The organism is Microvirga arabica (assembly GCF_016811235.1).
Classification (GTDB): domain Bacteria; phylum Pseudomonadota; class Alphaproteobacteria; order Rhizobiales; family Beijerinckiaceae; genus Microvirga; species Microvirga arabica.
In genome coordinates this window covers 1-23,660 of the sequence record NZ_JAFBID010000014.1, presented here as the reverse complement: position 1 = coordinate 23,660, position 23,660 = coordinate 1, and the positions used below count along the sequence as shown (strand labels likewise).

Below are 23,660 nucleotides of genomic sequence, written 5' to 3'. Positions count from 1 at the left end.
GAGGTCAATGGCGGTTGTCACCTATCCTTCCAATCACTCAACTGCGATCTGCCGGTTTGGTGGCAGAAGCCGGCGGCTGACTTTTAGATGCGAAAACACAAAGAGCCCCGGACCTTTCGGCCGGGGCTCTTCGGGTGGTGCATCGTCAGATGACGAAGAAGTCCTTGTAGGTGAGCTTGAGGTTCTTGCTCAGCTGAGCAAATTCCACCGCCTCCCTCGAGCCGGAGCCGTCTGCATCGTAGGAGAGCACGCCTGTCTTCTTGTTGTAGATCAGGTAGTCGTCCCGCTCCCGTGCCTTGGTGCCGACCACGAAGAACTCCTGGTTCAACTCCGTCGGGCTGGACAGCGATCCGCTGCCGAGCTTCTTGAACACGGCGTTGTCGAGCAGGAAGCTGTCATCCCTGACCTTGAAATCGACGACGGTGTCGAAGTTCACCTTGCGATCCGTCGAGGCAGTTCCGAGCCTCGAGTTGAACACGAAGGCATCGCTGCCGGCACCGCCGTAGAGCCGATCGTTGCCGGATCCACCGTTGATCACGTCATCACCGGTGCCGCCATAGACCCGGTCGTTGCCTGAGTCGCCATAGACTCAGTCATTGCCCGATCCACCGTCGACGGTGTCGTGACCGGAGCCGCCATAGACCCGGTCATGCCCGGCGCTGCCGTAAACCTTGTCGTTGCCGGCGCCGCCGTAAGCCCGGTCATTGCCGGAACCGCCGTAGACCCGATCATTGCCGCCGTCGCCTTGGACACGGTCGTCGCCGCCGTCGCCGTAGACCTTGTCGTTGCCGGACCCGCCGCTGAGGCTGTCATTGCCGCCGCGTCCCCTGATCGTGTCGTTGCCGCCCAAGCCCCTCATCACGTCGTCGATGTTGTCCCTGCCGGTAAGGGTATTGGAGCGGGCCGTTCCGTCGCGGGCGACGACGTCATTGCCGGTGGCTACCGGAGGAGGGGGAGCCGGCGGAGTCACCGGAGGAGGGGCAATCGGGTTCGGCACCCAGGTGTCGCCCACAAGCTTGCCGTCCGCGAACTGCAGAACCTCGATATTGAGCAGGGTGTCCGTGCCTTCCGTCGTGCCGGCGACGGTGCGGCTCGCGAGGGTTCCGCCGATGGCGTAGTTCGCATAGTTGCCGGAAAACACGGCCGTATCGTTTCCTGCGCCGCCGTCCAGCGTATCGTTCCCGGCTCCGCCCAGAAGGGTGTCGTCACCGGCGCCGCCATTCAGCTTGTTGGCCAAGCTGTTGCCGACAATCATGTTGTTCAGTTCGTTTCCGGTGCCGATGATGGCTGGTCCTACCCCGGCGATAACAGGATCGAGCAGGGTGAGGTGCTCAACATTCTCTCTGAGAGTATACGAGATGTAGCTGTTGACGCGGTCGGTGCCTTCACCCGGCTTCTCAACCACGACATCACCCGTATGATCGACGTAGTAGGTGTCGTCACCCAGGCCGCCGGTCATGACATCGCTGCCCCTGCCGCCGTCGATGATGTTGTTGCCTGCATTGCATTAAACTCTTCTTCACTTGATCATGTCGAAGAGCTGCCCTGAGCACTGGGCGACGAGGATCAAGAGAAGAACTCCGATAAACCATAGCCACGAACCGCGCCGCTGGGGCTGAACCTGCGGGTGCGGTGATGGCTCAACATGGGGCCTGATGATCGGCACGGGAGGAGAGGGCAGGCGCTCGATCAGTTCGGCCGACGCGGCCGGGATGCTGCCGGCCGTTCCGATGAACCGAAAGCTCACGGGTATGCCGCCCACAAATCCGACCTCGGCCGGCTGAACCACGGCCTCGTGGCGAACCCACCAGTATTCCTTGCGATCGTCCATTCTGCATCCGTCCACGTCTGACAGGCTATTCTAACGCTTAGCCGCATCGGCTTGATCTGGAAATCCAGCTGCAATAGAGCCACCATGACAAAAAGGTGAGCATGCGGTTTCAGGAGATTTCATGAACGTTCTCGTCACCGGCGGGGCTGGATATATCGGCGGCCACATGGTCCTGGCCCTGCTCGATGCCGGCCACAAGCCCATCGTGTTCGACAATCTGTCGACCGGCTTCCGCTGGTCCGTGCCGGAGGGCGTGCCGCTCGTGGTGGGCGACATCGGCGATTTCGAGCTGGTTTTGCGCACCCTGCAGACCTACCAGATTGACGCCATCGCCCATTTCGCCGCCAAGCTGGTGGTGCCTGAATCCGTGACCGATCCTCTCGGTTATTATCTCAACAACACCGTCAAGAGCCGCTCCCTCATGGCGGCCGCCGTAGCCGCCGGGGTGAAGAAGTTCGTTTTCTCGTCGACGGCTGCGGTCTACGGCAACACCTCTGACAAGCCCATCGGCGAGGACGCGCCGCTCGCGCCGCTCTCCCCCTATGGCAGTTCCAAGCAACTGACCGAAGTGATGCTGCGCGACGTCGCGGCCGCCCACGACATGCGCTATGTGATCCTGCGCTACTTCAATGTGGCCGGGTCCGACCCCGCCATGCGCCATGGCCAGTCGACGGCGAATGCCACGCACCTCATCAAGGTGGCAATCCAGACGGCTCTCGGTATGCGCTCCCACATGGAGATCTTCGGCTCGGACTACCCGACGCCGGACGGAACCTGCATTCGCGACTACATCCACGTGACCGACCTGATCGCAGCCCATATGCGCGCCCTGAACCATCTCGACCAGGGAGGGGAGAGCCTTGTGGTGAATTGCGGCTACGGGCACGGTTACTCGGTGTCCGACGTGATCGAGACGGTCCGAAAAGTCTCCGGAAAGCCCGTCGAGGCGCGCTTCGGGCCGCGCAGGGCCGGGGATCCGGTGACGATTGTGGCGGATTCGACGCGCATCCGCTCCCGCCTGGGCTGGCAGCCGCGCCATGACGATCTCGCCAGCATCGTGGACCATTCCCTGCGCTGGGAAAGCATGCTCCGGGAAAGAAATCTCAAGCTGTAGAGAAGGGCAAAACCACCGGCGGCGCTAAGAACAGGTTAAGAACCTTTCCGTCAAATGCTCACCGAGCGCCAGCCGATTCCCGGCCGGCACGAGGCGGAGGTCAGGGCATGGACAGAGGTGCAGGCGTCAATGGAGTTCTGCTGCTGAACCGCCTGCTGCTGGCGGGCTGCTTCCTGCCGGGTGCCGTTGGTCGGGCCATGAACATCTCCGGCTTCGCCGCGACGCTGACCATGAAGGGTATGCCCTATGGGGATGTGGTGGCGACCGTCGTGGTCATGGCGGAGGTCTTCGGGCCGCTCGCCCTGGTTCTGGGACTGGCGCCGCGCCTGAGCGCTTCCGTGCTGATCGCCGCCCTCGTGGTGACCACCGGAACCCTGCACCGCTTCTGGGATTACGGCGGGCTGACGCGGCAGGCCGAGCAGGCCGTGTTCCTGTCCCATCTTGGGGTGCTCGCGGGGCTCCTCTTCTACACCCTGACAGGACCCGGTGCCTGGAGCTGGCAAGCTTGGTGGAAGGGCACCGTCAGCCCCTCGAAGCCGGCCAAGGCCACGAAGCGGCAGCCTTCCCGCCCGCGCAATCCGAAGCCGCGTTCGACTCCCGTCCGTCAGGCCATGGACGAGGACGAAATGGCCGATGCGGCCTGACTGCCCTGGACAAGAATCGCTTATCCCGTCAGGGTTCCTGCCTTCATTCAGCCTCTTATCCAGGCCATAAAGCCTTGACGGGCCGTGCTTTTGCGCACCGGCCGTCGTGTCTTTCCAGATTAGCAGTGGCGTCATGCTCCATTCGTCCTCGCGTTGCATTCTCGGTCTTGTTCTTGCCCTGGCGTGCGTGTCCCCGGCCGCTGCTCAGCAGCCCTCCGATCCACTGACCCGATTCCTGGATGGCGTCTTCAAGAAGCCGGCCCCTCCCGCGAGCGCCCCGCAGGCTGCGCCGCAGGCCGAGTCCGCACCGGCACCCGCCCGCCCGCAGGCCCAGCCCCGCCCCCAGCCGAGGGCGGCCGCTGCGAAGCCGCAGGCCCCGGCGCCGCAAAGGGCGGCCCAGCCAAAACCGCAGCCTGCCCCTCAGACAGCCGCGAAACCGCAGCCGAAGCCCCAGGCTCCTGCCGCCGTCACCGAAAAGCCGAGCGCTCAGCCGCCCGAGCCCCAGAAGGCGGCCGCCCCACCGCCCGTCCAGACGGCGGAACCGCCCAAGCCCGTTGAGGCACCGCCTCCGGCCAAGGTTGCCGAGCCGCCGAAGCCTGCGCGCTCGACCCCGGTTCAGGCCGCTCCAGCCGTGACCGCCGTGGCGGCACCCGCGTCGGCCCCGACGCCGACCTCGCCCCCCGGGCCGAAATCGCCCGAGGAGGCCCTCGACCGGGTGAACGCCTATTTCAACAGCCTCGACCAGCTGTCGGCCTATTTCGTGCAGAAGAACCCCAACGGGCAGCAGGCGGAGGGCAACCTCTCCATGCGCCGCCCCGGACAGTTCCACTTCGCCTATGCCCCGCCGAGCACCCTCGAGGTGGTCTCCGACGGGAAAAACGTGGCGATCCGCGACAAGAAGCTCGGCACCAACGATGTCTATCCGGTCGGCCAGACACCCCTGAAGTTCCTCGTGCAGGACAATATTGACCTGTTGCGGGACACCAAGGTCCGCGACGTGCAGGTGGGCCGCGACGGCGTGGTGACCGTCCGCTTCGACGACAGCGCCACCCTCGGCGGAACTTCCAAGATCACGCTTCGCTTCGACACCCGTGCGAATGCGCTCAAAGCGTGGACCATCGTCGATGCCCAGGGCTACGAGACCACCGTGACCTTGTCCGGCCTCAATGCGACCTATCGCCGGGACGCGCGGGCCGGCCAGTAAGCCCGTTCTGGTGGACAGGGCAGGTTTTTGGCCCCCGGGGTCTAGCACGGACGCGATTTCCGGCTAGAACTCCGCCTGCCGCCACCGCAGTGCGGCGCGTGGAAACCCTTGGCAGGTGAGCATGGTGGATAGAGCAGCCCTTGGAGCCTATGCGGGCTATGTCCTAGAGGACGCGACCATCCCCGAGCTGCCGAACCACTACCGCGGCAAGGTGCGCGACAACTACGATCTGCCGGACGGGCGCCGGATCATCATCGCGTCCGACCGCCTGAGCGCCTTCGACCGCAACCTCGCGGCCATTCCGCTCAAAGGCCAGGTTCTGACCCAGACGGCGAAGTTCTGGTTCGAGGCCACCGCCGACATCTGCCCCAACCACGTGATCGAATATCCGGATCCGAACGTGCTGATCGGGCGCAGGCTCACCATCCTGCCTGTCGAGATCGTGGTGCGCGACTATCTTGCCGGCACCACGGGCACGTCGATTCTCTCCCTCTACAAGAAGGGCGAGCGCGAGATGTACGGCATCCGCCTGCCGGATGGCATGCGTGACAACGAGAAGCTGCCGCAGACCATCATCACGCCGACCAGCAAGGCCTTCCACGGCGGCCACGACGAGCCGCTGACGCCGGCCGAGATCGTCGAACAGAACCTGCTGACTCGGGAGCAGTGGCAAACAGTTTCGGACTATGCCCTCGCGCTCTTCGCGAAGGGCCGGGAGATGGCGCGCGAGCGCGGCCTCATCCTCGTCGACACGAAATACGAGTTCGGCATCGACGAGAACGGCACGATCATGATCGCCGACGAGATCCACACCCCGGACTCGAGCCGCTACTGGTTCCTGGAAAGCTACGGGCAGCGGTTTGAGGCGGGCGAGCGGCCCGAGAGCTTCGACAAGGATTTCGTCCGGAACTGGGTGGTGGCGCGCTGCGATCCCTACAAGGACGATGTCCCGGAGATCCCGCAGGACGTGGTTCTGGAAACCTCGCGGGTCTACATCGACGCCTTTGAGCGCATCACCGGGCAGAATTTCGCTCTGCCGGATCCGAACGTGCCGGTGCTGGAGCGGGTGCGCGGGAATCTGAAAGCGTATTTCTGAAACCGGTTGACGATCTGGTCTCCTGACAGTAGCTTGCGCCCATGATCACCGGTCGCACCAATTTCACGAACTATTTTACGCCGTCCCCATAGGGCGGCTCCGTTCGGTTGCGACCAAACGTTCGATGCCGCCGCTCTCCGGCGGCATCTTCATTTGGTGATCAGGTCTCCGGGCAGCGGCTCCCGCTCAATCCCAGGAGACAGACATGAGCATCCCGAAATCCGAATTCCTGAAGACGCTTACTGAGCGCGGCTTCATTCATCAATGCACCGATCTGGCAGCCCTCGACGAGAGGCTCGCGGCCGGGCCGGTTGCGGCCTACGTCGGCTTCGACGCCACGGCGGACAGCCTTCATGTGGGAAGCCTCGTGCAGATCATGACCCTGCGCTGGCTGCAGAAGTGCGGCCACAAGCCGGTCGTGCTCATCGGCGGCGGCACATCGCAGATCGGTGATCCGAGCTTCCGCGATGCGAGCCGGCCGCTGCTCGACGGGGAGCAGATCGCCCGGAATGCTGCGGGGTTGAAGCAGGTCTTCTCCCGTTACCTCACATTCGGCGACGGGCCGACCGATGCGGTGATGGTGGACAATGCCGACTGGCTCGACCCGCTGCGCTACCTGCCGTTCCTGCGCGATTTCGGCACGCATTTCACGATCAACCGGATGCTGAGCTTCGACAGCGTACGCCAGCGGTTGGAGCGCGAGCAGCCGCTCACGCTGCTCGAGTTCAACTACATGGTGCTGCAGGCTTTCGATTTCCTGGAGCTGTCGCGCCATCATGCCTGCGTGCTGCAGATGGGCGGCTCGGACCAGTGGGGCAACATCGTCAACGGAATCGAGTTGGCCCGCCGCATCGACCAGCGTCAGCTCTTCGGCCTGACGACGCCACTGCTCACCACCTCGGCCGGAGCCAAGATGGGCAAGACGGCAAGTGGCGCCGTGTGGCTCAATGCGGAGAAACTCAGCCCCTACGCGTTCTGGCAGTTCTGGCGCAACGTCGAGGACGACGATGTCGCCCGCTTCCTGCGTCTCTTCACCGAGCTGCCGCTCGATGAGGTGCAACGGCTCGGCCAGCTGAAAGGCGCCGAGATCAACGAGGCGAAGCAGGTGCTCGCCAAGGAGGCGACAAAGCTAGCTCATGGGGAGGATGCTGCTCGCGAGGCTGCGGAGACGGCTCGACGAGCCTTCGAGGCAGGGGAGCATGCCGCCGGGCTTCCGCGCATCGATCTGCCACGGGCCGCACTCGACTCCGGTGTGACCCTCGCGCAGCTTCTGGTTCAGGCAGGGCTGTCCACTTCCAAGAGTGAAGCCCGTCGTCTCGTGCTCAACAACGGGGCAAGGCTGAACGGCGCGCTCGTGCAGGATGCTGATGCCCGTGTCACGGCATCCGATCTGACCGAGGGCGCCTTGAAGCTGACGGCCGGCAAGAAACGGCATGTTCTGGTGCATGTCAGCGAATGATGCCTCAACAGGATTGGCGGCCCAAGGACCGGGCCGCCATTCAATATCATTGGCCGGGCTGGCACGAGTTGTGGCCTGCAAACCTTCAAGCGTTCAGTGAAACCGTAGGCAGGCTTTCGACGGCCGGACGGGCGAAGAGGAAACCCTGGAACAGGTTGACGCCGGCGCTGCGCAGGCTCGAGAGCTCCGCCTCAGTCTCGATCCCTTCGGCGATGATCGTGATGTCGAGCGCTCGGGCCATCACCAGGATGCCGGCAACGATGGCTTGGCGTGCTGCGGAATCCGCAATCCCGCGGATCAGTTCCATGTCGATCTTGATGAGGTCGGTCTGGAAGTTGGCGAGAAGGTTCAGGCCCGCGTGGCCGGCACCGAAATCGTCGATGGCCGTGATGAAGCCGAGACGCCGGTATTCCGCGATGATCCTGGCAACGTGCTTCGTATCCGTCATGCGCTCGTTCTCGGTGAATTCGAACATGATCCGCTTCATGTCGAAACCGACGCGGCGCGCCGTCTCCAACGACGTCCTGATGCAGGCGGCAGGCTCATAGACGGCATTCGGCATGAAGTTGATGGAGAGCTTCGTGTCTTCCGTTGCCGGAAAGAGCCGTCCCGCCAATTCGATGGCCTTCACCCGGCAGGCCTGGTCGAACTTGTACTGCCGCTCCTCATCCACCTGGCTCAGGATGGCTCCGGCGGACTCGCCTTTGGTGCCGCGCACAAGCGCCTCGTAACCCCAGACAATTCCTCGCGCGAGATCGACGATCGGGTGGAAGGCCATTGTGAAGTCGAATGGAAGCGGCTCACCGTTCCGGCATCCCTGGCATCCTAGTCTTGTGTCGTTCACAGGCGCTTCCGTGCGGTTGCTGAAGAATTGCACAAGCCATTATGGGCAATGTTTCTTGAGATTGCCCTAACGTCATCACAAGGGAGGCTGTGATGCCCTGTGGCGGATCACCGCCGCATCGCGGCGATCTGCGAGGCCTGCCTTCCAGCCTTAGGTCGCGCGGCGTGAGGAGCGCTCGCCCTCGGCCTTGTGGCGATCCCAGGGCCAGCGTCCTTCGATTTCCACTTCGAGGGAGAAGCTCAGGAAGGTTCGGATCAGCACGATGCCGCCGAGGACGAGCAGGCTCTGGAGCGTTGGATCGATGGCGACGGTGTTGATGATGTCGGCCGCGACAAGGAACTCGAGGCCGAGCAGGATGGCGCGCCCGAGGTTTGAACGATAGAGGCTGAAGGCGTCCGACCCGGAGCGCCCCCGCAGCACCTGCCAGATGACCCCGATGGTGGCGCCCAGAAGCCCGAGGACGATGACCGCGATCCCGCCGATCTCGATGGCACGCGTCATGAGCTTCAGCGCCGGAGAGAACCATTCGTCCATGAAAGCTCCTGTGCCTCTGTCCTAGAGATTCATAGGACAGCCCGCGGAAGCCTCCAGTGGTAGGTCTCAGGTGAAACCGGCCTTGCTCGGCAGCCCCATGCGCTTGAACATCATCACCACCGGGCACATACCCGTAAATGAAGCCTGCACCAGATGGGCGCCCAGAATGCCCGTGAGCCAAAGCCAATTCATGTTCACATAGACGGCGAGCAGGACGCTGAGGATGATGAGCCCGCCGACGGTCAGAAGGATTGCGCGTTCCACTGTCATGACCATGCCTCCAGCAGAGACAGGGCGATCCTACACCTTGGGTGCGACAGGTCACTGAAGAAAAAGGGCTAGCCAGCGGCCAGCCCTTTGCTCTGTCTGGTATTTCTCAGGCACCATCAGAAGGCCGACGACACCCGCATCTCGTCCTCGACGTCGAAGAGGCGCTGCCCCTGCATCACGACCACGGGTGAGCCCACGGGCACGCGGTTGTAGAGGTCGATGATGTCTTGGTTGAAGAGGCGGATGCAGCCGCTCGACACGGATTCGCCGATGGACCACGGCTCGGTAGTGCCATGGATGCGATACATGGTATCGCGGCCGTTGTCGTAGAGGTAGAGAGCGCGTGCACCGAGCGGATTGTTCAGGCCGCCTTCCATGCCGCCGGCCCAGCGGGCGTTTCGCTCCGGCTCACGCTTGATCATCGCTGCGGTCGGCGTCCACCGCGGCCAAGTGGCCTTGCGGCCGATGCGGGCGCGGCCGCTCCAGGCGAGGCCTTCCTTGCCGACGCCGATGCCGTAGCGAATCGCGCGGCCACCTTCGCGCACCAGGTAGAGATAGCGGGATTGCGTATCGACCACGATGGTGCCGGGCTCCTCGCGGCCGTAATAGGCAACCTCGCGGCGCAGGAAGCGAGGGTCGACCTCGGAAATGTCGGTGGCTGGGAGCGGATGAGGCTCGTCGGGACGTGGCCCATACATCGCCGCATAGGCAGGGTCGATGCGGCGCACGGCCTGCTGCGGGGGAGGCTGGGTGGAGACGCAAGCCGCCAGGGCTATGGGAAGAAGCAGGACAAAGGCGCGAACGGCTCTGCGCAACAAGGATCGGCTCGGGGCCAGTGCAGCAAACATCAGTGGGGCAACCTGCAGTTTCTGGTTATTGGCATCATCCGCGACCCTGGTGGGCAGCGGTACTCCTCAAGAGACATAGTCCCAGGAGTGACGAGAAGGTGAATCTTCAGTGGCCGGAATGTGGCAGAGGGCGCCTGTGGTTTGCAAGACACAGTCTTTTGAACAGGACGATCCAATTCCCGAGGCACGAGTTAACCTCCCGACAAGGTCCGGTAAGGTCTTTGTCCCGATTCAGCTTTCAAGCGAGTGCCTCGATGCAATCCCCTCCCATCCAGATGCTTACGATCTGCGGCATCTCGGAACTGCCCGATCAGCGCGAGCGGTCCGTGACCCATGTGCTGTCGATTCTTGATCCGGACCACCCGGACCCCGAGGCCTTCGAGGCTTATGATCCGCATCACAGGACGATCCTGCGCTTCCATGACATCATCAACCCCATCGCGGGCATGATTCTCCCTGCGCCTGAGCATGTGGAGGCGGTGCTGCGCTTCGGCGAGGAGGTTGCGAAGAACCATGGCGGAGGGGCGGAAGGGCATCTGCTCGTTCACTGCCATATGGGCGTGTCGCGCTCGACGGCCGCGATGCTGACGCTCATGGCCCAGGCGGATCCGAAGGAGAGCGAGGACAGGCTCTACGAGCGACTGACCGAAATCCGCCCTCAGGCATGGCCGAACTCCCGCATGGTCGAGTTCGCCGATGGGCTTCTGTCCCGCGATGGGCGGCTTGTTGATGCCTTGCGTCGGCATTACGGACGCCAGATTCGTCGGATGCCCCGTTATGAGCAACTCATGCGCGATCTGGGCCGCGGCCGCGAGGTGGAGATGGCGGCCTAACGGTCGCCATCCGCATCAGGCCTGTCGCGCCGGTGCCTTGCCCAACGCGCCGAACTTTGCATCCGGCTTGAGGTGCACTGCTCCAGCTTCGTCGTTCGCCAGTTCCTCTAGGATCGGGCAATGCGGGCGCGTGTCGCCATGGCAGTTCCTGGCGAGATGCGTCAGGGTCGAGGCCATCTCCTGCAATTCGCGGATCTTGTGCTCGAGCACGCTCACATGCTCCAGCGCGATGGTCTTCACGTCCTTGCTCGCCCGCTCGCGATCCTGCCAGAGCGACACGAGATCGGCGATCTGCTCGACCGAGAAGCCGAGATCGCGCGATCGGCGGATGAAGCGCAGGGTATGCACGTCATGATCCGAATAGACCCGGTAGCCGGCCTCCGTGCGCACCGTCTTCGGGATCAGCCCGATGGATTCGTAGTAGCGGATCATCTTGGCGGAGACGCCGGAGGCTTGAGCGGCCTGACCGATATTCATGCGACACCTTCGGCAGTTTGAGCGGCAGGGGCGTTGCCCTGCGCGGACGGAACGGGAGCCTTGAAGCCGCGCAGCCTCAGGGCATTGCCGAGGACGAAGACGCTGGAGAGCGCCATGGCGCCCGCGGCAAAAATCGGCGAGAGCAGGATGCCGTAGACCGGATACAGCACGCCCGCCGCGACCGGGATCAGCAGCACGTTGTAGGCGAAGGCCCAGAACAGGTTCTGGCCGATGTTGCGGATCGTCGCCTTCGACAGGGCGATGGCGTTCACCACGCCGCGCACGTCGCCCGACATGAGTACCACGTCGGCGCTCTCGATGGCGATATCCGTGCCCGTGCCGATGGCGATGCCGATATCGGCCTCAGCCAGCGCCGGCGCATCGTTGATGCCGTCGCCCACGAAGGCAATCCTGCCGTGGGTTGCGCGCAGCCGCTTCACCACCTCGACCTTGCCGTCGGGCAGCACCTCCGCCAACACCTCATCGATGCCGATCCGCCGGGCGATGGCCTCGGCCGTCCTGCGGTTGTCGCCGGTGATCATCGCGACTTTCAGTCCAAGGGCATGCAGCGCCGCGATGGCTTCGGGCGTCGACGACTTGATCGGGTCGGCAACCGCGATGATGGCGGCAAGCCGGCCATCGACAGCCGCATAGAGCGGGCTCTTGCCCTCGGCGCCAAGGCGGGCGGCTGTATCGCCGAACTCCGCAATCGAGAGTCCGAGCTTCGTCATGAAACGGTCTGCCCCCACATCGACCTTCCGTCCCTCGACCATGGCCGAGACGCCGAAGCCCGGCACGGCCTCGAAGCTGTCGGTCGAAGACAGGGAGAGGCCGCGATTTTCGGCGGCTGCGACGATGGCCTGAGCGATCGGGTGCTCCGAGCGGGCTTCCACGGCGGCGACCAGCCTCAGCGCATCCGTCTCCGAGACACCGGGTGCGGTCACGAAATCGGTCAGCTCCGGGCGCCCTTGCGTCAGGGTGCCGGTCTTGTCGAGGGCGACGACGCCGACCTCCTTCAGGCTCTGCAGGGCCTCGCCCTGGCGGAAAAGCACACCGAGTTCCGCCGCCCGGCCTGTGCCGACCATGATGGACGTGGGCGTGGCCAATCCCATGGCGCAGGGGCAGGCAATGATCAGCACGGCCACCGCGTTCACCAGCGCGAAGGTGAGCGCCGGGTCAGGGCCGAGGGCGAGCCAGACCAGGAAGGTGAGGGCGGCCGCGGCCATCACGGCCGGCACGAACCACGCCGTCACCCGGTCGACCAGCGCCTGGATCGGCAGCTTGGAGCCCTGCGCCTGCTCCACCATGCGGATGATCTGGGCCAGCACCGTGTCGGACCCTATGCGGGTGGCGCGGAAGGTGAAGCTGCCAGTCTTGTTGATGGTCCCGCCCACAACCTCGGCGCCTTCCGCCTTCTGCACCGGCACCGGCTCGCCGGTGATCATGGACTCGTCGACGAAGGACGAGCCCTCCACGACCTCACCATCGACCGGGATCTTTTCGCCCGGACGCACCTGCACCATGTCGCCGGCGAGCACCTGATCGAGCGGGATCTCCAGGAGCTGGCCATCGCGCATCACACGGGCGGTCTTGGCCTGCAGGCCCATGAGGTGCTTGATCGCCTCGGAGGTGCGCCCCTTCGCCTTGGCCTCCAGGTAGCGCCCCAGGAGGATAAGCGTCACGATGACGGCCGCGGCCTCGTAATAGACATTGGCCATGCCGGCGGGCAGAAGCCCGGGCAGGAAGGTGGCCACCACCGAATAGGCATAAGCCGCGCTCGTGCCGAGCACCACGAGGGAGTTCATGTCCGGCGACCGGCGCAGGAGGGCAGGGATTCCCTTGCTAAAGAAGCGCAGGCCCGGCCCGAACAGCACGAGGGTGGTGAGCGCGAATTGCAGATACCAGCTCGTGCGGTGTCCAAGGGTCCCCATCACCCAGTCATGAATAGCCAGGATGAAGTGCGAGCCCATTTCGAGCGCGAACACGGGCAGAGTGAGAATGGCTGCAATGGCGAGCGCGCGCCGGAGGCCGGAAATCTCCGCCTCCCGGGCAGCCCGCTCTCGGTCGGTGCGATCATCGTCCTGCCGCAACGCCTCGGCCTCGTAGCCTGTCTGCCCGACGGCGTCGATGAGGCGGCCCACCATGTCCGGTCCGCCCAGATAGCGAACCGAGGCGCGCTCGGTGGCAAGGTTGACATTGGCCTCCAGCACGCCGGGGACGCGGCTCAGTGCCTTCTCGACGCGGCCGACGCAGGACGCGCAGGTCATGCCATCGATCTTCAGCTCGACGATGCTGTCGGAGGGCTCATAGCCCGCCGTGCGGATCGCCTCGGCGACGGCGGCGGGGTCGGCTCCGGCGGACCCGAGTTCCACATGGGCCTGCTCCGTCGCCAGATTGACGTTGGCGGCCGTGACGCCCTCGACCGACCGGATGGCCTTCTCGACCCGGTTCACGCACGAGGCGCAGGTCATGCCCTGGATGAAAATGTCGATCGCAGCAGTGGAGGCAGGTTTGCCGGTGGCCATGAGAGATCTCCTGATCCTGATATGGGGAGCAGGTTTAGTCCTTCCAATGATGGGAAGGTCAAGCGCTCGGGAAATGTGGCTTCACGATACTGCCAAGCCTTGGAACCGGCCTTGAAGCAGAGTCATTGATCCGACACGTTTGCTCCATACGCCGCACAAGGAGGCCTCTTGGCTTGTGCCAAGCGGGGCGGTGCCTTTACCTGTAACGACAATTGAGCCGGACCGAACCTTTGAAGCACAGCGAGAGCCCCGGGCAGACCCTTCGGATCCTCACCTACAACGTCCACCGCTGGCTCGGCACGGACAGGAAGATTTCCCCGACCCGGATCGCGGAGGTGATCGCATCCTGCCAGCCCGACATCGTGGCCCTGCAGGAAGTCCGCGTCGGGCGGGTGAGGGCCGGGGAGGTGGATCAGGCTGCAACCGTGGCCTCGGCTCTCGGCATGGACCTGCACTTCCAGCCCACGATCCGCATCCTGGGCGAGCAGTACGGCATTGCGGTTCTGACGCGCCATTCCTCGCAGGTGGTAAAATCGGGACGGCTCCCAACCCAGTCGACCAGGCCCTCCTTCGAGAAGCGCAGCGCGCTTTGGGTGGCCGTGGAGATCGACGGGCAGACAATCCAGGTGGTCAATGCCCATCTCTCCCTCCGCTCCGGGGAAAGACGAACACAGGCCTCAGCCCTGGTCGGGCCGGACTGGATCGGGCATCCCGACTGCGCCGAGCCGGCGGTGCTGCTGGGGGATTTCAATGCGCCGCCTCTTTCACGTTCCTACCGGATGATCGCCGACAGGCTGCAAGATGCGCAGTTGTCCAATTCCTTCGGTGAGCCGCAGCCGACCTTTCATACCCGCGCGCCGGTGCTGCGCCTCGACCATGTCTTCGTCACCAAATCGATCGAGGTGGTTGACGCCGGACCTGTGCGGACCCCTCTGACCCGCGTCGCATCGGACCACTTCCCTCTTTTGGCGCAGCTCCGCGTCCGGAAGCACCCCAAGGCTGCGGGTCGAGTCCGCGAAGGGGAGCTTGCCGGTGAGTTCACAAACCGTTTGTGAAATATTGTTTCAATTAGTCTAAGGTGCCTTGAAAGCGCCATCGTATGACGTAGGAATTACGCATCGTGTTACGTTATAATTTTAAATTCCCGCGGGGGCTCGGGAAGAAGGGTCACGATGAAGCTGTACTACACCCCTGGAGCCTGCTCTCTCGCGCCGCGGATCATTGCCTGCGAAGCCGGCCTGCAGATCGAGTACGACAAGGTCGACCTGAAAACCCAGACGACGGCTTCCGGCCGGGACTACATCAGGATCAATCCCAAGTGTTACGTTCCGGCGCTTGCCCTTCATAGCGGGGACGTGCTGGCGGAAGTGCCGGTGATCCTCGAGTACATGGCGGATCAGGTGCCCACTGCCCGCCTCCTGCCGAAGCTGGGATCCCTGGAGCGCTACCGGGTCAAGGAATGGCTCGACTTCACCGGCGCGGAGCTTCACAAGGGGTTCGATCCGCTCTGGACCGCTCCCATGCCGCCGAAAGCCAGGCAACTGGCCGTCAGCCACCTCCAGCGCCGCTTCGCCTATCTCGACCAGTGCCTGCAGGAGCGGTCCTATCTGGCCGGCGAGCATTTCACCGTTGCCGATGCCTATTGTTTCACCGTGCTCAGCTGGAGCCGCTTTCATCGGATCGACCTCTCGGCTCATCCGGCCGTCACCGCCTACATGACACGGGTCTCCGCCCGCCCGATGGTGAAGTGCGCCCTGGAGGCTGAGGGATTGGCGACACAGCCCTGAACAATCCGACTGACCCATTCTGCCTGTTGATTCAAAGCCCTTGCCACGAACCAGCAGGGCCGCTAGGCACCCGTTGCCATGCTTCCTGTTTCCGTCTTCATCATTACCAAGAATGAAGCCGACCGGATCGGCGCGACCATCCGCGCCATCCACGGCCTGACGGACGATTTGGTGGTTGTCGATTCAGGATCCACCGATGGGACGCAAGCCATCGCCGAAGGGCTCGGCGCCCGCGTGATCCACAATCCCTGGGCGGGCTACGGGCTTCAGAAGCGCTTCGCCGAGGACCAGTGCCGGCACCCCTGGCTCCTGAATCTCGATGCGGACGAAGTGATGTCGCCGGAGCTCCTTGCAGAGATCCGGGCCTTGTTCGCCGATGGGGAGCCCCCCTGCCAGGCCTATGGCATCAGCATCGCCGAGACCTTTCCGGGGGAAGCGGCTCCGCATCCTTTGGCCTATCGGGTCACGCCCGTCCGGCTCTACCGTCGGGATGCCGGCCGCTATTCCTCCTCGCTCGTTCATGACCGGGTTGACCTGAAGCCCGGCACTAAGACCGGCAAGCTGAAGGGTCTTGTGCATCATCGGTCCGTGCGATCCCTCGGGGATCAGCTGGCCAAGCTCAACAGCTATACCGATCAGCAGGCCATCGACTTCGAGGTGAGGGGCATCTCGATCCCGACATGGCGGGTCTATTTCGAGTTCCCCATCGCCTTCCTAAAAGCCTATTTCGGACGGCTGCATGTTCTGCGCGGCACCTACGGCTTCCTGATCGCCATGAACTACGCCACCTGGCGTCACCTGCGCCTGGCGAAGCACTACGAGCGCAAGCGCATGAATGCGCTGGCCAAGACCGGTTCGAAGGCTGAACGGGCCTAGAGCATTTTCCGGCGAAGTGGCTCCGGTTCGCCGTTTCAAAGGGCAGCGGTGACCTGGATTTCGAGCTTGTAGTCGGGATCCGCCAGCTTGGATTCCACGCAGACCCGGGCCGGGGCCTGCCCGGGGACGACCCAGGCATCCCAGACCGCGTTCATCTCGTCGTAGGAACCCATTTCGGCGAGCCAGATCGTCGCCTGCAGCAGCTTCGACCTGTCGCTGCCGATCTCGGCCACGGACTGCTCAATCTGCCCGAGAATGTCCCGGGTCTGCTCCGCAACGGACCCATCGAGCGTCGTCTCAGGGACATAGCCCGAGAAATAGGCCGTATTGCCGAGGATCACGAGGTCGCTGTACCGCGCGGCCACGCCGATGCGCCGAATGTTCGTCATGCCCTTATCCTTGCTGGTCCCTTGCATATTGCGCGCTGGATTAGCACAGCCCCTTGGCTGCCGGGAGTGGAGAGCACCCCAGGGACCCCAAGACAAGCTCAACAATTGCTGCTAGGACGGCTGAACCTGCTCCCATCCCGAGGAACCGATGCTCGCCCGGACTCTGCCCTTGATTCTCGCTGCGGCCCTTGCCGTATCCGTCTCAGGCTGCGCCCGTGGGACGGCTCCCGGATCGCTCTCCTACTACGTGGCAACGCCTGCTGCCAAGGTCGAGACGCGATGCGGCGGCGGATATCAGGTCTTCCAGAGACCCGGCGAGCCGACGATCCTAGTGGCTGCCTACGCGGTGTCCGAGGTGGCCCAGACCCTCTGCGAGCAGCGCCGCTGGGTCGTGCCGGTGCGGGCGACCGGTGTCAGGCATGAGGAAGCTGCGGTCGAGTACATCGCTACGAGCCCGCACCTGAAGGGCTGCACGGTCGTCAGCGGAATCGAGCACACCCGCCTGCATTCAGAATTCGTTCTGGCCTGCCCGGGCGTGGCGACCGGCGTTGTGAGCGTGAAGGGCTGAACGTACCTTGGCATCAACCTCAAACGTCCAACGTCAGGGTTGCTGAGGTTCTCCAAAACCCTTGTTTCGCCAGGATGCTCGAGGGCTTCAGAAAGCAGATGGCGGAGACGGAGTCCGCCATACTAGTGTCCAGCCGCATCTAGCTGCATCCGAAATTCTCCTAGAAATCAAGGCTTTTGCCCTGGCGTATGTCTTACGCAGTCCAGTTTCATCCGCTACAATCCAGCCTCAAAGGTGGGGAAGAAGGTGGGGAAGGATAGGGGCAGATGGCACGACAGCTGCACACGTTGAGCGCCAGGACGGTCGCAACACTCACAAAGCCGGGACGGCACTCTGACGGCGGCGGGCTGTACCTGAACATCACAGCCAGCGGCGCTCGCTCGTGGGTGTTCATGTGGAAGGCGGACGGCAAGCGCCGGGAGATGGGGCTTCGTCCTCTGCGGGACGTCCCACTCGCCAAAGCCCGAGAGCGGGCTGCCGAGGTTCGCCAGAAGCTGGCCGATGGGCTCGACCCCATCGCGGCACGGGACAGCAAGCCCAAGGTGATGACCTTTGGCGAGGCTGCCGATGCCTTGATTGAGAGCATGTCCTCCTCCTGGCGCAACGAGAAGCACCGCGCCCAGTGGAAGATGACCCTCACGGCTTACTGCGAGCCGCTCCGAGCCAAGCCGGTGACGGAGATTGGCACAGAAGATGTCCTGAAGGTCCTCCAACCGCTCTGGACCGCTAAGCCTGAGACGGCCTCCCGCCTGCGCGGGCGCATGGAGCGAGTGTTCGACTTTGCCCGTGCACGAGGGCAGGGGATGGGTGAGAACCCGGCCCGGTGGCGCGGGCACCTCGATGCCGTTCTGCCCAAGCGGGCGAGGCTCACACGCGGGCACCACAAGGCCATGCCCTTCGATGAGGTGCCCGTGTTTATAGCGGCTCTGCGGGAGCGGGAGGGTGTTGCTCCACGTGCCTTGGAGTTCGCCATCCTCACTGCCGCTCGGTCTGGGGAGGTATTTGGTGCTTCATGGGATGAGTTCGACCTGGAGGCGCGGGTTTGGACCGTGCCTGCGGCTCGCATGAAGGCAGGGCGAGTGCATCGCGTGCCGCTGTCAGCCCGAGCGGTCGAGATCCTGCAGGAGATGCAGAGGAAGCGGCTCAGCGACCTTGTATTCCCTGGCACGAAGCCGGGGCGTCCGCTGTCGGTCATGGCACTGGAGATGGTGCTGCGGCGGATGAAGCTTGATGTGACGGTCCACGGCTTCCGCAGCGCCTTCCGCGACTGGGCAGGCGAGCGGACCCATTTCCCGCGTGAGGTGGCAGAGGCCGCTCTGGCTCACTTGGTGGGCGATGCGGTCGAGCGGGCATACCGGCGAGGTGATGCTCTGGAGAAGCGCCGCAAGCTGATGGACGCTTGGGCCAACTTCCTTGAGCAGAAATCCCACGGCAATGTGGTGCGCCTAGGTTCTGCCCACGGCTGAAAGCAAACTACGCCAAAATAGGCCAAGTATGGAAACGTGTGGGAATTGAGGATAGCGAGGACAGGTTCTGCCGAGTCCCGCCTCGTGTCGATCCGGCAACCTTTAGGACACCGTTAACGGTTTATGTTTGTCTCATGCGGGTCAGATTGATTCGCTGCAGACCGGCCTTCTGCAGGAAAGGCCAACAACATGCAGGGCAACCAATCAATCCTTCTCTTCTTCTCGGTAGAACCCATGGAGGGCACGGTGACGATCCTGTTCTTCGTCGCCATGATCCTGTTTCCACAGAACTTCGCTGTCCTGGCCTATGCCTTCGCCGGATTGACTGTGATGAGCGCGCTGGCTCGCATCACCCTGGCCTGGCACGCCTTCCGCGACGAGCCTGATGAAAGCGATTGAGAATTCCGTAACAAGGCTTAGACAATATTAACTGTCCGATGCAGGTCAAAACGATCCGCTGAGGATTGGCTTCTCGAAAGAGAGGTCAGCGACGTGAAAAAAGGGCTGCCCCCCGACGCCAATCAGGGGACAGTCCTGGTAGGCCGAAGCCTGCGCTCATGGAAGGGAGCGGGTTAAGCCTACTGGGGGCTTGCGAGGTGAGTCAATCATTTCTCTCGTCAGCCCTGTCCGTCGTTTCATTCACAATCGAGCAATGAAAGGACGCAAGGCACATGGCTTTGCAGAGTGATAACTTACGCCTGAAGACAGACTCTTCAGCACCAACTCAACTCCCGCCGACCGGCTTTGTCCGGCTCCCCGGCATCCTTGCCCCAGTTGGGCCTATTCCCGTCAGCAGATCCACATGGTGGGCTGGCATTAAAGACGGGCGCTATCCCAAACCGGTGAAACTCGGCCCACGCATCACCGCATGGCGCGTGGAGGATATCCGCGCCCTCATCGCCGGGGCTGCGAACGACTGCTGATGTCCGAAGCTTCAAGCTTCTGAACTCATCCCACTCATGACCGTGCAAAAGAAGGCCCCGCACGAGGGCCTCTCGCACGGGGCAGGAAAGTAGAAAACTATGAATAACCTACACAAGCGGCGCTTGCGTCGCAATGAGAACCTGTGCCTGCTTCCGCTCTTTGCCTGGGCAGCATCGCAGCCACTCCGCTCCCATCCTCGTGTGGTGAAGAGCCTCTCCACGCGGTTCGGTTTGTCTCCGGCACTCGCACTCACCGTCGCAGAGCTGGCGGGCTTCAGCACGGAGGCGCGCAATGCCTAAGGATGTTGTTGAACTCCTCGTGCAGCGGCTGGACACGGGCGAGATTTTGCGTGTGAAAGGGCGTGAAGCATGGACCCTCAGCTGCCTGCTGGAAGCTGGGCAGAGCGGTGTCATTCCTCTGGAGAGACCCGCCCCGCGCTGGTCCGCATACGTTCACTCGTTGCGGAAGCGCGGGCTCACGATTGACACCATTGATAAGCCTCACGCCGGTCCTTATTCCGGAACGCATGGGCGCTACGTTTTGCGTACAACCCTCAAAGTGCTCAAGACGGTCTTTGCCGAAGACAAGCGCTCCCGTGGCTTCTCCGATGTGGTGAGAGCTGCCTACGCGCAAATCCTAGGCCACACGCCGGATCCTGCTTCCTGACTCTGAGAAGCCCAGCAGCCGGGGTTTATGCCTCGGCTGCACTCTTCCTTATCAACATTCAGAACGGGCGTCCTTGAGCTTCTCAGGGCCGCTGTGAGGCAACTCATGCCCAGACGTCACAACCACAAGGGCCGAAGCACAACAGAGCGCTTCGTGTCCCTCCCACATTGGATGCTCCGGTCACCTGCCTGGCGCTCGCTTTCGCCAGTAGCTCGTAGCGTCTTCATTGAATTGGCTGCCATCTACAACGGCAGCAACAATGGTCGCATCGCTCTTTCTGCCCGAGATGCTGCGGAGCGCGCCAGATGCTCCAAGAACACCGCCGCACGGGCATTCGCTGAGCTGACACAGAAGGGCTTCATCGACCTTTGCTCTCGCGGCCATTTCGACCGCAAGACACCGCATGCCGCAGAGTATCGTCTGACACTCCATCCCTGCGACCGCACAGGAGAGCGCTCGTCCAAGAGGTTCATGAGTTGGCATCCTGACCAGTCGAAATCTGTAGCTGGTCCCCTCAGAGGGACAGCCGGTGTCACCACAGAGACAGTAACCAGCGTCACGAAAGAAAATTGCCGGGAACTGTCCCTCTCATGTGACCGCAAACGCCGTTTGGAACCACTCAGCGGTCCCACCACAGGTACACATATAATCTACCAGATGGGGTCTGGGGTAGACGAGGCGAGAGAGCCGTCAGCAGTCGTGGTGAACCTGCGGCCAGGAGGACGTCGCCATGCCTCGTGACCGGCAGCGTTTCACCTTGGAAAGCGGACCCAAGCTGGATCTGGCAAGGCTCATCCCGAGTGGCGCGGGCAAGCCGGGCAGCCATATCCAATGCGTGCTCACCTATGGCTCGGGCGAGACCATCACGGCCATTCTGAAGCTGTCGTACTATGGTGGTCTGCTGGGGTTATCCTTTCAGGGACAGCAGCAGGCATTCTCTCTTGTTTCAGAGCCGAGGCACTTTGGCGGTTGGCAATGGTACGCCATCTGCCCAAGGACAGGACGGCGGGTTCAGGTGCTCTACAGGTGTCAATGGGCGTTGAACCTCCCGTAAATATGGGCTTTCAATTTTCCCGACCTGACGGGTGGGGATGGGCCCGGTGATCAGCCGGTCGGATGATCGTTTGCTTTGCCTCCTGGAGGGCGGCCACGGCGCCTCGGTGCTGGTGGCGGGGTGATCAGGGCTTTCGAGCGCACGTGCTCGGGAACCAGTTCGGCATGCTGGCGCAAGCGGTAGCTCGAGCCTTCGATCTGGATTACCACCGCATGATGCAGAAGGCGATCCAACAAAGCCGTGGCCACCACAGGATCGCCAAAGACCTCGCCCCATTCCGCAAAGCCGCGATTGGAGGTCAGGATCATCGCGCCTTTCTCATAGCGGGCATTGACGAGTTGGAAGAACAGATTGCCGCCTTCGGGCGTGACCGGCAGATAGCCGATCTCATCAACCACCAGCAGGGAAGCTCGGGACAGGAAGCGGATGCGCTCGCGTAGTTGCCCCTCCCGCTCGGCCTTGGCCAGGGTGGCAATGATCTCGGCCAGGGTCGCAAAGTACACGCTCTTGCCGGCTTTCACCGCCTCCACCGCCAACGCTGTCGCCAGGTGGCTTTTGCCCGTGCCGGGTGGCCCCAGAAGATGCACCGCCTCGGCCCGGTCGATGAACTTGAGCTCCGCCAGCGCCAGAATGCGATTGCGGTCGAGTGAGGGCTGGAAGGCAAAGTCAAAGCTCGCCAGCGTCTTGACCGTGGTCAGCCGCGCCATCATCAGGGCCGCCTTGATGCGCCGGCTCTCGCGCAAGGTCAGCTCTTCCAACAGCAGGTGATCGAGGGCCTCAATGCTGTTGATCTCGCCCTGCTCGATGCGCCGCAGCGTCGCGTCGAGCATCTCCAGGGCGCGGGGCATCCGCAGGCCGACCAGACTCTTTCTGATGCTCTCGAGAGTGGGGTGTGCATGGCCTGTCATGACCGCCCTCCCGCAGCTGCCAGGCAGTCCGCCACCGCTTGGTAGAAGTCCAGCGAACGGCGCGCGACCCGATCCCCCAGGCGTCCGACCACAATCTGCTCGGACGAAGTGCAGGACGTCTTTGCGGTCAGCCCCTGCCGGTGCGCCGGATCGACCCGGGACTGGCGCCGGCCTTCGAGCACCGGATGCACGGCTACCAGCCGGCCCTGATCGAGAATACGGATCTGATCGGGCAGTTGATGCACCTCGACGATGCGCCGGGTGCGGTCCGGAACGCTGTAGGTGTTGCCGCCCACCGACACGAGCCCCTCGTGACTAACCCGCCGTTCGAGCTTGAGAAGGGCATCGAAGGGCGCGGCCGGCAGGGGCTGCAACTCCGGCTGCTCAGCCGCAAAATCCTCCGCAACGATCCGTTGCGTTGTGCCGTGCAGGCGGGCATTGGCCACCGTGTCCAGCCAGTCGCGCAATTGAGCATTGAGGTCGTCGAGATTGCAGAAGGAGCGCGCCAGGAAGAAGTCCTGCCGGATATAGCTGAAGGGCCGTTCGACCTTGCCTTTTGTCTTGGCTCGATACGGCCGGCAGGCTTTGGGCTGGAAGCCGTAGTGCTGGGCCAGGGCGAGCAGGGCCCGGTTGTAGATGATGTGGCCTTCGCCGTCCTCACCGGTCACGGCGGTCTTCATGCGGTCATAGAGGATCTCGAGCGGCACGCCGCCGATGCTGTCAAAGGCCAGCATGTGACAGCGCAGCAGGGTTTGCAGATCCTGGTGCAGGACGAAGCGCGCGAAGATGTAACGCGAGTGGCCGAGCACCAGGGAGAACAGCCAGACGATGCGGGTGATCTCCGGCTCGTCGGTGAAGGTGATGACGAAGCGAGCAAAGTCGACTTGCGCCTGTTGGCCGGGCGGCGTCTCGAAGCGGATTTCGAAGGGCCTGGGCTGATCAGCGGGACGGACGCTGGCGAGAAAGCGCTTCACGGCCGTGTAGGCGCCCTGATAGCCTCGGTCACGGATCTCGCGGGTGAGCCGAACCGCACTCAGGTCGGGAAAGGCCGTGATGCGCTCGCGCAGGTAGTCGTGGTAAGGCGTCAGCTTGCCGAGGCGTCCCACCCGACGTGGGCCGTAGACGGGCGGCTCGAGGCCGCGGGCGATGTACTTGCGGATGGTCTTGGGATCGCGGCCGGTGCGGCGGGCGATGGCTGAGATGGACAATCCCTGACGATGAAGGTCCAGGATCATAAGCACTTCTCCAAGCTGGATCACCGTCGCCGCTCCCGTCCGTTCTCACACGGAGAGGATCATCGGTGACGGCGGGAGCGCCTGCACGGCCAGAGCGTGCCTCAGGCC

The 23,660-nt window shown here is 63.3% G+C and carries 27 protein-coding genes and 2 pseudogenes; 16 read left to right on the top strand and 13 right to left on the bottom strand.

The window, feature by feature from the left end; all coding sequences use genetic code 11:
- Positions 1-145 precede the first annotated feature (145 nt).
- The 4 genes and pseudogenes from JQC81_RS09790 to JQC81_RS09780 form a co-directional block, all read right to left on the bottom strand.
- Positions 146-574, bottom strand: a pseudogene (locus JQC81_RS09790) (hypothetical protein); the annotation flags it as partial.
- Positions 575-589: 15 nt separating this feature from the next.
- Positions 590-1,255, bottom strand: a complete 666-nt coding sequence (locus JQC81_RS09785; protein WP_281400249.1) for a calcium-binding protein — start codon at positions 1,253-1,255, stop codon at positions 590-592.
- Positions 1,256-1,438: 183 nt separating this feature from the next.
- Positions 1,439-1,495, bottom strand: a pseudogene (locus JQC81_RS33820) (hypothetical protein); the annotation flags it as partial.
- A 24-nt stretch (positions 1,496-1,519) separates the two neighbouring features.
- The gene (locus JQC81_RS09780; RefSeq protein ID WP_203271633.1) at positions 1,520-1,831 is read right to left on the bottom strand and encodes a hypothetical protein; all 312 of its coding nucleotides are present in this window, start codon (positions 1,829-1,831) and stop codon (positions 1,520-1,522) included.
- Between the two features lie 121 nt (positions 1,832-1,952).
- Here JQC81_RS09780 and galE point away from each other — a divergent pair, with 121 nt between their 5' ends.
- The 5 genes from galE (at position 1,953) to tyrS (ending at position 7,348) form a co-directional block, all read left to right on the top strand.
- Complete coding sequence (gene galE / locus JQC81_RS09775) at positions 1,953-2,945, top strand: UDP-glucose 4-epimerase GalE (protein ID WP_203271632.1); 993 nt, start codon at positions 1,953-1,955, stop codon at positions 2,943-2,945.
- A 107-nt stretch (positions 2,946-3,052) separates the two neighbouring features.
- On the top strand, positions 3,053-3,589 hold the full coding sequence (locus tag JQC81_RS09770; RefSeq protein ID WP_203271631.1) for a DoxX family protein: 537 nt from the start codon (positions 3,053-3,055) through the stop codon (positions 3,587-3,589).
- 133 nt (positions 3,590-3,722) lie between these two features.
- The gene (locus JQC81_RS33815; RefSeq protein WP_203271630.1) at positions 3,723-4,793 is read left to right on the top strand and encodes a LolA family protein; all 1,071 of its coding nucleotides are present in this window, start codon (positions 3,723-3,725) and stop codon (positions 4,791-4,793) included.
- Positions 4,794-4,914: 121 nt separating this feature from the next.
- Positions 4,915-5,889 carry a phosphoribosylaminoimidazolesuccinocarboxamide synthase gene (locus tag JQC81_RS09760; RefSeq protein WP_203271629.1) on the top strand — a complete coding sequence of 325 codons (975 nt, stop codon included), beginning with the start codon at positions 4,915-4,917 and terminating at the stop codon, positions 5,887-5,889.
- A 205-nt stretch (positions 5,890-6,094) separates the two neighbouring features.
- Complete coding sequence (gene tyrS, locus JQC81_RS09755) at positions 6,095-7,348, top strand: tyrosine--tRNA ligase (protein ID WP_203271628.1); 1,254 nt, start codon at positions 6,095-6,097, stop codon at positions 7,346-7,348.
- A gap of 85 nt (positions 7,349-7,433) precedes the next feature.
- Here the strand turns inward: tyrS and JQC81_RS09750 are convergent, their stop codons facing one another.
- The 4 genes from JQC81_RS09750 to JQC81_RS09735 all read right to left on the bottom strand — a co-directional run bounded on the left by JQC81_RS09750 (position 7,434) and on the right by JQC81_RS09735 (position 9,844).
- The gene (locus JQC81_RS09750; RefSeq protein ID WP_203271627.1) at positions 7,434-8,126 is read right to left on the bottom strand and encodes an EAL domain-containing protein; all 693 of its coding nucleotides are present in this window, start codon (positions 8,124-8,126) and stop codon (positions 7,434-7,436) included.
- A 216-nt stretch (positions 8,127-8,342) separates the two neighbouring features.
- Complete coding sequence (locus tag JQC81_RS09745) at positions 8,343-8,726, bottom strand: DUF1622 domain-containing protein (protein ID WP_203271626.1); 384 nt, start codon at positions 8,724-8,726, stop codon at positions 8,343-8,345.
- Between the two features lie 66 nt (positions 8,727-8,792).
- Complete coding sequence (locus tag JQC81_RS09740; RefSeq protein WP_203271625.1) at positions 8,793-8,996, bottom strand: YgaP family membrane protein; 204 nt, start codon at positions 8,994-8,996, stop codon at positions 8,793-8,795.
- 116 nt (positions 8,997-9,112) lie between these two features.
- Complete coding sequence (locus JQC81_RS09735) at positions 9,113-9,844, bottom strand: L,D-transpeptidase (RefSeq protein WP_203271624.1); 732 nt, start codon at positions 9,842-9,844, stop codon at positions 9,113-9,115.
- A gap of 254 nt (positions 9,845-10,098) precedes the next feature.
- Here JQC81_RS09735 and JQC81_RS09730 point away from each other — a divergent pair, with 254 nt between their 5' ends.
- The gene (locus JQC81_RS09730) at positions 10,099-10,677 is read left to right on the top strand and encodes a tyrosine phosphatase family protein (RefSeq protein WP_203271623.1); all 579 of its coding nucleotides are present in this window, start codon (positions 10,099-10,101) and stop codon (positions 10,675-10,677) included.
- A 15-nt stretch (positions 10,678-10,692) separates the two neighbouring features.
- Here the strand turns inward: JQC81_RS09730 and cueR are convergent, their stop codons facing one another.
- Together cueR and JQC81_RS09720 are read right to left on the bottom strand one after the other, a co-directional pair.
- On the bottom strand, positions 10,693-11,154 hold the full coding sequence (cueR, locus tag JQC81_RS09725; RefSeq protein WP_203271622.1) for a Cu(I)-responsive transcriptional regulator: 462 nt from the start codon (positions 11,152-11,154) through the stop codon (positions 10,693-10,695).
- Positions 11,151-13,679: a heavy metal translocating P-type ATPase gene (locus JQC81_RS09720; RefSeq protein WP_203271621.1), complete on the bottom strand. Its 2,529-nt coding sequence runs from the start codon at positions 13,677-13,679 to the stop codon at positions 11,151-11,153. The genes cueR and JQC81_RS09720 overlap by 4 nt, the downstream gene beginning before the upstream one ends.
- Positions 13,680-13,909: 230 nt before the next feature.
- Between JQC81_RS09720 and JQC81_RS09715 the strand changes: the two genes are divergently transcribed.
- The 3 genes from JQC81_RS09715 (at position 13,910) to JQC81_RS09705 (ending at position 16,342) form a co-directional block, all read left to right on the top strand.
- On the top strand, positions 13,910-14,734 hold the full coding sequence (locus JQC81_RS09715) for an endonuclease/exonuclease/phosphatase family protein (protein ID WP_203271620.1): 825 nt from the start codon (positions 13,910-13,912) through the stop codon (positions 14,732-14,734).
- Positions 14,735-14,851: 117 nt separating this feature from the next.
- The gene (gene gstA, locus JQC81_RS09710; protein WP_203271619.1) at positions 14,852-15,466 is read left to right on the top strand and encodes a glutathione transferase GstA; all 615 of its coding nucleotides are present in this window, start codon (positions 14,852-14,854) and stop codon (positions 15,464-15,466) included.
- 78 nt (positions 15,467-15,544) lie between these two features.
- Positions 15,545-16,342 carry a glycosyltransferase family 2 protein gene (locus JQC81_RS09705; RefSeq protein ID WP_203271618.1) on the top strand — a complete coding sequence of 266 codons (798 nt, stop codon included), beginning with the start codon at positions 15,545-15,547 and terminating at the stop codon, positions 16,340-16,342.
- 35 nt (positions 16,343-16,377) lie between these two features.
- Here the strand turns inward: JQC81_RS09705 and JQC81_RS09700 are convergent, their stop codons facing one another.
- Positions 16,378-16,731 (bottom strand): RidA family protein, encoded by a 354-nt coding sequence (locus tag JQC81_RS09700; protein WP_203271617.1) that lies wholly within the window; start codon positions 16,729-16,731, stop codon positions 16,378-16,380.
- Between the two features lie 148 nt (positions 16,732-16,879).
- On the opposite strand from JQC81_RS09700, the gene JQC81_RS09695 reads away from it, so the two are divergent.
- The 7 genes from JQC81_RS09695 to JQC81_RS09660 all read left to right on the top strand — a co-directional run bounded on the left by JQC81_RS09695 (position 16,880) and on the right by JQC81_RS09660 (position 21,409).
- Positions 16,880-17,299, top strand: coding sequence for a hypothetical protein (locus JQC81_RS09695; protein WP_203271616.1), 420 nt, complete (start codon positions 16,880-16,882; stop codon positions 17,297-17,299).
- Positions 17,300-17,565: 266 nt separating this feature from the next.
- Entirely contained in the window at positions 17,566-18,765 is a 1,200-nt protein-coding gene (locus tag JQC81_RS09690; protein WP_203271615.1) for a tyrosine-type recombinase/integrase, read from the top strand.
- 189 nt (positions 18,766-18,954) lie between these two features.
- Positions 18,955-19,164 carry a hypothetical protein gene (locus tag JQC81_RS09685; protein WP_203271614.1) on the top strand — a complete coding sequence of 70 codons (210 nt, stop codon included), beginning with the start codon at positions 18,955-18,957 and terminating at the stop codon, positions 19,162-19,164.
- 272 nt (positions 19,165-19,436) lie between these two features.
- On the top strand, positions 19,437-19,688 hold the full coding sequence (locus tag JQC81_RS09680; RefSeq protein WP_203271613.1) for a helix-turn-helix transcriptional regulator: 252 nt from the start codon (positions 19,437-19,439) through the stop codon (positions 19,686-19,688).
- 99 nt (positions 19,689-19,787) lie between these two features.
- Positions 19,788-19,988: a hypothetical protein gene (locus JQC81_RS09675; RefSeq protein ID WP_203271612.1), complete on the top strand. Its 201-nt coding sequence runs from the start codon at positions 19,788-19,790 to the stop codon at positions 19,986-19,988.
- Complete coding sequence (locus tag JQC81_RS09670; RefSeq protein ID WP_203271611.1) at positions 19,981-20,355, top strand: winged helix domain-containing protein; 375 nt, start codon at positions 19,981-19,983, stop codon at positions 20,353-20,355. Before JQC81_RS09675 ends, JQC81_RS09670 begins: the two co-directional genes overlap by 8 nt.
- Before the next feature lie 730 nt (positions 20,356-21,085).
- Entirely contained in the window at positions 21,086-21,409 is a 324-nt protein-coding gene (locus tag JQC81_RS09660; protein ID WP_203271609.1) for a hypothetical protein, read from the top strand.
- 50 nt (positions 21,410-21,459) lie between these two features.
- Here the strand turns inward: JQC81_RS09660 and istB are convergent, their stop codons facing one another.
- Positions 21,460-22,317, bottom strand: a complete 858-nt coding sequence (istB, locus tag JQC81_RS09655) for an IS21-like element helper ATPase IstB (protein ID WP_203271608.1) — start codon at positions 22,315-22,317, stop codon at positions 21,460-21,462.
- The gene (gene istA, locus JQC81_RS09650; RefSeq protein ID WP_203271607.1) at positions 22,314-23,576 is read right to left on the bottom strand and encodes an IS21 family transposase; all 1,263 of its coding nucleotides are present in this window, start codon (positions 23,574-23,576) and stop codon (positions 22,314-22,316) included. Before istA ends, istB begins: the two co-directional genes overlap by 4 nt.
- Positions 23,577-23,660 lie beyond the last annotated feature (84 nt).